This is a genomic window from Acidovorax sp., assembly GCF_046339755.1.
In the GTDB taxonomy this organism is placed as follows: Bacteria; Pseudomonadota; Gammaproteobacteria; order Burkholderiales; family Burkholderiaceae_C; genus Acidovorax.
In genome coordinates, this window is record NZ_JBKDTZ010000105.1 from 1 (window position 1) to 5,149 (window position 5,149).

Consider the following 5,149-nt stretch of genomic DNA (forward strand, 5'->3'; position numbering starts at 1 on the left):
GGCTTGGGGCGCAAAGACGGCGGCGCGCCAAGGCACAATGTCGGGATGAACATCGTGATCCTCGACGACTACCAGGACGCAGTGCGCAAGCTCCATTGCGCCAGCCGGCTCGACGCCTACACCGCCAAGGTCTATACCAACACCGTCAAGGGCCTGGGCCAGCTGTCGGTGCGGCTCAAGGATGCCGACATCATCGTGCTGGTGCGCGAGCGCACACAGATCACGCGCCAGCTCGTCGAGAAGCTCCCCCGCCTCAAGCTCATCGCCCAGACCGGCAAGGTCGGCAACCACGTCGACGTGGCTGCCTGCACCGAGCGCGGCATTGCCGTGGCCGAGGGCGTCGGCTCACCGGTGGCACCGGCCGAACTCACCTGGGCCCTGGTGATGGCGGCCACGCGCCGGCTGCCGCAGTACATCTCCAACCTCAAGCACGGGGCCTGGCAGCAGTCCGGGCTCAAGGCGGCCTCCATGCCCGCCAACTTCGGGCTGGGCTCGGTGCTGCGCGGCAAGACGCTGGTCATCTGGGGCTATGTCCGCATCGGCCAGCTCGTGGCCGGCTACGGCAAGGCCTTCGGCATGAACGTGCGGGTCTGGGGCCGCGAGGCCTCGCGTGCCCAGGCCCTGACCGATGGCTACCAGGCCGCCACCACGCGCGAGGAGTTCTTCTCGCAGTGCGACGTGATCTCGGTGCACCTGCGCCTGAACGACGAGACGCGCGGCATCATCTCGCTCGAAGATCTGTCGTGCATGAAGCCCACCTCGCTGTTCGTGAACACCTCGCGCGCCGAACTGGTGGAGTCCGACGCCCTGATCGCAGCGCTCAACCGCGGCCGCCCCGGCATGGCCGCCGTGGACGTGTTCGAGAGCGAGCCCATCCTGCAGGGCCATGCCCTCTTGCGGCTGGAGAACTGCATCTGCACCCCGCACATCGGCTACGTGGAGCAGGACAGCTACGAGCTCTACTTTGGTGCGGCCTTCGACAACGTGGTCAACTTCATCAAGGGCACGCCGACCAATATCGTGAACCCGGGCTCGCTGCAAGTGCGCCGCTAGCCCAACCAACCGCTTGCATGCACCGGATCGACCGATCCGGCACCAACGAAAAAGGCTTCCCGAGGGAAGCCTTTTTTGCTCTGTGGTGCGCCGCCCGAAGGCAACGCTCCCACACGGATTGCATTCGACCGGATAACTAGGCGGGGAGCCGCAGACAGTGCTGTAGCACGGCAAGGCTCCGGAGCGACGTTAGCCGGTTGAAGGCAAGTCCGTGCCTCAGTTCAGAGGGGTCTTCTTGCCATCCTTGTAGTTGTACAGGGTGATGGCAGGGTTCTTCATTTCGCCGTTGGGTTCGAAGGCGATCGTCGAGGTCACGCCCTTGAAGCTGGACTTGAGCAGCTCGGGGGTGTAGACCTTGGGGTCGACCGAGTTGGCGCGCTTCATGGCATCCACGATCAGGAACGTGGCGTCATAGGTGTAGGGGCTGTACACCTGGAACTGGTTGGGGTACTTGGCGTCGTACTTGGCCTTCCAGGCCGTGCCGCCAGGCATCTTGGCCAGCGATGCGCCGCCTTCGGCGCAGATCACGTTGGCCAGGGTCTTGGCGCCAGCGGCCAGCTTGGCGATTTCGGCCGTGCAGATGCCGTCGCCGCCGAAGTACTTCACATTGCCCATGCCCAGCTGCTCCATCTGGCGCAGCATCGGGCCGCCTTGGGGGTCCATGCCGCCGTAGAAGATGGCATCGGGGTTCTTGGCCTTGATGGCGGTCAGGATGGCCATGAAGTCCGTGGCCTTGTCGGTCGTGAACTGCTCGTCCACCACCTTCATGCCCTTGGCGGCAGCGGTCTTCTTGAACACGTCGGCAACGCCCTGGCCGTAAGCGGTGCGGTCATCGATGATGGCGACCGACTTGAGCTTCAGCGTGTCCACGGCGTAGGCAGCCAGGCCAGCGCCCAGGGCGTTGTCGTTGGCGATGATACGGAACGTGGTCTTGTAGCCTGGCTTGGTCAGGTTGGGGTTCGTGGCCGCGCCGGTCACGTGGGGGATGCCGCAGTCGTTGTAGACCTTGGATGCGGGGATGGTGGTACCGGAGTTGAGGTGACCGACCACGCCAGCGACCTTGGCGTCGCACAGCTTCTGTGCAGCGGCAGTGCCTTGCTTCGGATCCGCAGCGTCGTCTTCTGCCTGCAGCTCGAACTTGATCTTCTTGCCGCCGATCGTCACGCCTTGTGCGTTCAGCTCTTCAATGGCCATGCGGGCGCCATTTTCGTTGTCCTTGCCGTAGTGGGCTTGGGCGCCGGAAACCGGAGCCACGTGGCCGATCTTGACCACCTGCTCTTGTGCAGAGGCCACACCAGCAGCAGCCGCGATAGCAGCAACCACGGTCAGTTTCAACTTCAATTGCATATCAATCTCCAGTAAAGATAAACGCTGAGAAATGTTCTTGTGTCTCAACGCAGGCGAACATATCGCAATTTACGGGCCAGATCATTAGGGAACACGATTAAATGTGGGAGAAACCACAGGGGAATACCCTGTCATCCCTTTGTCGGCGCGGTGTGGCTGCCTGCGAGCTCATCGGCGACGGCCTCGTACACGGCGTGGCGGACCACGGATTCGATCTCCTCGCGCAGCCGCGGAAGCACTGAACGCGTCTGTTCCTGCACCACGATGGCGATGGCATCGCGCAGGCGCTGGTCCAGCACCACGTCCACGCGCTGCATGACCCGGTGCACCATGTACTCCTCCATGCCCTCCGGCAGTGCGCGCGCCGCGGCGGGCTGCCCTGCATTGGGGCCCGCCGCCGCTGCAGCCACAGGCATGGCCGGTGCAGCCTGCTCCGGCCGCGCTGCTGTGGAGGCAACAGGCACGGAAGGAGCGGTTGCTGCAGTGATCTGCGCGCGGCGCAGCGCCAGGGCCTCCAGGGCGCGGCCGGCCGCCTGCGTCACCGGCGAAGAGGCTGCGGGCGTGGCGGCAGCAGGTTGCCGCACCGGGGCGGGCTGCGGCACAGCACTGCGGCTGGCGGATGGAGTCGTCGCGGGAGCCACGGGAGCGGACACCGCCGGGGCCGGGCGAGCGGCAGCAGGCACAGGCGTTGCCACCGGCGGCCTGGCGGCCACAGGCAACGGTACCGCGCCCGGCACTTGCACCACTTCAGTGAGCGTGGGTACGAAACGGGGCGGCGTACGGGGTGGCGTGGTGGCCATCAGCCGCCTTTCAGCACCAGGTCGTGGCGCACGATGGCATAGCCGCGCGAGGCATAGTGGCGCCAGCGGTTGCGCGCCTGCCCGCGGTCTTCCTCGTCATGGGCGCTGACCACTTCGATCAGCTTCTCGAAGCGGCCAAAGCCCTCGGGCACCTCGGCGCCCAGGTTCAGCAGCACCTCGTGGTGCGGCGCGCCCTGCACGTCGGAGGTCAGCAGCACCGGGGAGGCCAGGCGCAGGTCTTCATCGGCCGCATCGGTGCAGTGCGCGACGAAATCCTGCGGCGCCATGCTCCACATCTGCCGGTCCAGCGCCGCCAGCACATGGGCCGGTCCGGCGATCACCAGGCGCGCGTCGGCACGCAGCACCTTGCGCGCGAACCGGCAGCCATAGGCCACCTTGTCCGGCGCATTGAAATGGAAGGCAACCTCGGTCATCGCGGCTCAGGTGGCCTTGGCGCGTACGCGCTTGGCGGCGGGCTTGGGCGCCGCGGCAGCGTCCGCCTCGCGGTCCAGCAGGTACTGCACCAGCAGGCCGACCGGGCGGCCCGTGGAGCCCTTGGCCGCACCGCCCTTCCAGGCCGTGCCGGCGATGTCCAGGTGCGCCCAGGGCATGTCGCCCACGAACTTCTGCAAAAACTTGGCCGCCGTGATGGCGCCGCCCGCGCGGCCGGCCACGTTGCCCATGTCGGCAAAGTTGCTCTTGAGGCCATCGGCGTAGTCGTCGTCCAGCGGCATGCGCCAGCAAGGGTCCTGCGCGGCATCGCCGGCCACCTGCAGGGCCTGGGCCAGGTCTTCGTTGTTGCTGAACAGGCCGCTGCGCACACCGCCCAGCGCGATCACGCAGGCGCCGGTGAGGGTGGCGATGTCCACCACCGCCGCCGGCTTGAAGCGCGTGGCGTAGGTCAGTGCGTCGCACAGCACCAGGCGGCCTTCGGCGTCGGTGTTGAGCACCTCGATGGTCTGGCCGCTCATGCTGGTCACCACGTCGCCGGGCTTCACGGCCCGGCCATCGGGCATGTTCTCGCAGGCGGGAATCAGGCCGACCACGTTGATCGCGGGCTGCAGTTCGCCCAGGGCACGGAACACGCCCAGCACGCTGGCGGCACCGCACATGTCGAACTTCATCTCGTCCATCTCGGCCGCCGGCTTGATGGAGATGCCGCCGGTATCGAAGGTGATGCCCTTGCCCACCAGCACCACCGGGGCCTGGTCCTTGGCGCCGCCGCTGTAGCGCAGCTCGATGAAGCGCAGCGGCTCCTCCGAGCCCTTGGCCACTGCCATGAAGGAGCCCATGCCCAGGCGTTCGACCTCGGCCGGACCCATCACCTTGCACTGGATGCGCGGCTGCTTGGCCAGGGTCTTGGCGGCATTGGCCAGCAAGGTGGGCGTGGCGTGGTTGGCGGGCCGGTTGCCCCATTCGCGCGCGAATTCCACCCCCTCGACCAGGGCCACGCCCTGGTAGAAGGCCACGCGCACCTCGGAGGGGTCGGGCACGCCCACCACCACGCGCGAGAGGCTGCGCGCCTCGGCCTTGGGCTTGGTGGTGGTGTAGACATAGCTCGCATCGGCCACGGCCTGCACCGCCGCGCACACCGCGTCGGCCTGGGCGCTGGCGGCAAAGCACAGCACCACGCGCTTGGTCTGGGGCGCCTTGAGGGCCGAGGCGGCCGCGCCCAGCGCCTGGCGCACGGACCGGGCCGTGCCGTCGCCCACGCCCAGCAGCAGCACGCGGCGCGCGGCCACGGCAGGCCCCTGGTACAGCGGCAGGCTCTTGCCCGGCGTGGCGGACAAATCGCCTTGCTTGAGCGCCAGGGCCGCCAGCGTGGACAGGGCATCGCGCCCGGGCTTTAAGCCCACTGGGAGAAACACGACCAGCTGGTCTCAATTCTCGGAGTCAGCAGCCTGCAACTCCACGGACTACAGATCATAGTTCATACTCGGTGGTTTCCT

At 67.0% G+C, this 5,149-nt stretch carries 5 protein-coding genes; 1 reads left to right on the top strand and 4 read right to left on the bottom strand.

Features of this window, described 5'->3' with window-relative positions; all coding sequences use genetic code 11:
- The first annotated feature begins 45 nt into the window (after positions 1-45).
- Positions 46-1,053 (top strand): D-2-hydroxyacid dehydrogenase family protein, encoded by a 1,008-nt coding sequence (locus tag ACK59X_RS08415; protein WP_409956435.1) that lies wholly within the window; start codon positions 46-48, stop codon positions 1,051-1,053.
- Between the two features lie 216 nt (positions 1,054-1,269).
- Here the strand turns inward: ACK59X_RS08415 and ACK59X_RS08420 are convergent, their stop codons facing one another.
- From ACK59X_RS08420 to ACK59X_RS08435, 4 genes are all read right to left on the bottom strand, one after another.
- Entirely contained in the window at positions 1,270-2,400 is a 1,131-nt protein-coding gene (locus ACK59X_RS08420) for a branched-chain amino acid ABC transporter substrate-binding protein (protein ID WP_007858759.1), read from the bottom strand.
- A gap of 131 nt (positions 2,401-2,531) precedes the next feature.
- Complete coding sequence (locus ACK59X_RS08425) at positions 2,532-3,200, bottom strand: hypothetical protein (RefSeq protein ID WP_409956432.1); 669 nt, start codon at positions 3,198-3,200, stop codon at positions 2,532-2,534.
- Positions 3,200-3,634, bottom strand: a complete 435-nt coding sequence (locus ACK59X_RS08430; protein ID WP_409956434.1) for a DNA polymerase III subunit chi — start codon at positions 3,632-3,634, stop codon at positions 3,200-3,202. The genes ACK59X_RS08425 and ACK59X_RS08430 overlap by 1 nt, the downstream gene beginning before the upstream one ends.
- 6 nt (positions 3,635-3,640) lie before the next feature.
- Positions 3,641-5,074, bottom strand: coding sequence for a leucyl aminopeptidase (locus ACK59X_RS08435; protein ID WP_409956437.1), 1,434 nt, complete (start codon positions 5,072-5,074; stop codon positions 3,641-3,643).
- Positions 5,075-5,149 lie beyond the last annotated feature (75 nt).

What these genes read in the sequence shown, in the direction of transcription:
- ACK59X_RS08430 (WP_409956434.1), bottom strand. Translation starts at nt 3,634, where the DNA reads ATGACCGAGGTTGCCTTCCATTTCAATGCGCCGGACAAGGTGGCCTAT.
- ACK59X_RS08425 (WP_409956432.1), bottom strand. Translation starts at nt 3,200, where the DNA reads ATGGCCACCACGCCACCCCGTACGCCGCCCCGTTTCGTACCCACGCTC.
- ACK59X_RS08415 (WP_409956435.1), top strand. Translation starts at nt 46, where the DNA reads ATGAACATCGTGATCCTCGACGACTACCAGGACGCAGTGCGCAAGCTC.
- ACK59X_RS08420 (WP_007858759.1), bottom strand. Translation starts at nt 2,400, where the DNA reads ATGCAATTGAAGTTGAAACTGACCGTGGTTGCTGCTATCGCGGCTGCT.